Here is a 1,478-nt window from a genome sequence, read left to right on the forward strand (position 1 = left end):
TCTTTAATACGTTGGTTGATACTTTCTACCATAACGACCCCATTCAATACCGCTACACCAAATAAGGTAATAAAGCCAACGGAGCTTGGTACAGACAAGTATTGTCCAGATAAATATAAGGAGAAAACTCCGCCAATTACAGCAAGCGGCACGTTGACCAATATCAGCATAGCTTGACCAACAGAACCAAAGGCAAAGTAAAGTAGTAGTGCGATTAGTGCTAACGATAAAGGTACAACTATAGCTAACCTATTTTGAGCACGTTTTTGACTTTCGAACTGGCCGCCAATCGAAACAGAATAACCTGAAGGTAAGTCAACCTTTTCAGCAATTACCGTTCTGATATCGGCAACCACGCTTCCCATATCTCGATTTTGTACATTTGCTTGGATAACGACTCTTCGTTGTACATCATCGCGTCTAACTTGTGGTGGGCCTGACTCAAATGAGACTGAGGCTACGTCACCCAGCCGCACCCAAGCACCAGTAGGTGATTGAAGCCGAATATCAGCAATAGCTTCTTTGTTACTTCGGTACTCTTCCTCTATGCGAACGTAAATATCATAACGTTCATTACCATTGATTATTTGTCCGGCTTCAACACCACCAATACCATCACGCACAACCTCCATTATGTCACTCACAGACAATCCAAAGCGTGATAGTTCTTGCCTGTTAGGACTTATCACCAATTGCGCTTCACCAGCAATTTGCTCCAATGCAACATCCCTTGCACCTTCAATGTTTTTAATTGCTGTTTCTATTTCTTGACCTTTAGCCGCCAGTACCTCAAGTTCAGGCCCAAACAACTTTATCGCCAACTGAGCCTTAACACCAGATAGTAGCTCATCGACACGAGTCGCAATAGGTTGAGAAAAGTTGAGTAGCAACCCAGGGAATTCTTCTAAAGATCTCTCCATTTTTCCTTGAAGTTCATATCGATTAGATGCACTGGTCCACTCAGAAACAGGCTTCAACCCTATGTAAATTTCGATGTTATTCACAGGCTCTGGGTCTCCACCTATTTCTGCTCGACCAATTCGGCTTAATGCATAGGTTACTTCAGGGAAAGCCATTAGTTTTTCTTCTAGAATTGGTGCCACAGTGAGCGCGGTATCTAAACTGGAAGAAGGTGCAAGCGTTGCTCTTAAGTTTATCGTCCCTTCTTCTAACTCAGGTACAAATTCAGTACCAATTAATGGAACTAATGCAAAGGCAGAGAAAACTAATATAAGTGCGGCTGAAATGACTAATTTGGTGCGTTTTAGTGCGAATGTAAGCCCTTTTCTGTAGAGTTTGTCTAATGGCCTAAGAACAAAGCTTTCCCTCTCTTTTACACCTGACTTAAATAAATAAGTAGCTAAAGCGGGTACAATAAACAACGCAACCACAATAGCGGATATAACAGCTAAAATGATACTTATTGCCATAGGTTGGAATAACTTTGCCTCAACACCTTCAAAGCTAAATAAAGGCGT

The 1,478-nt window shown here is 41.8% G+C and carries 1 protein-coding gene; it reads right to left on the reverse strand.

Annotated features, from left to right (window positions below; all coding sequences use genetic code 11):
• The coding region (locus P20311_RS17520) for an efflux RND transporter permease subunit (RefSeq protein ID WP_036985308.1) at positions 1 to 1,478 on the reverse strand (1,478 nt) is incomplete at both ends.

The sequence above is a fragment of the Pseudoalteromonas sp. BSi20311 genome, from assembly GCF_000239875.1.
GTDB lineage: Bacteria > Pseudomonadota > Gammaproteobacteria > Enterobacterales > Alteromonadaceae > Pseudoalteromonas.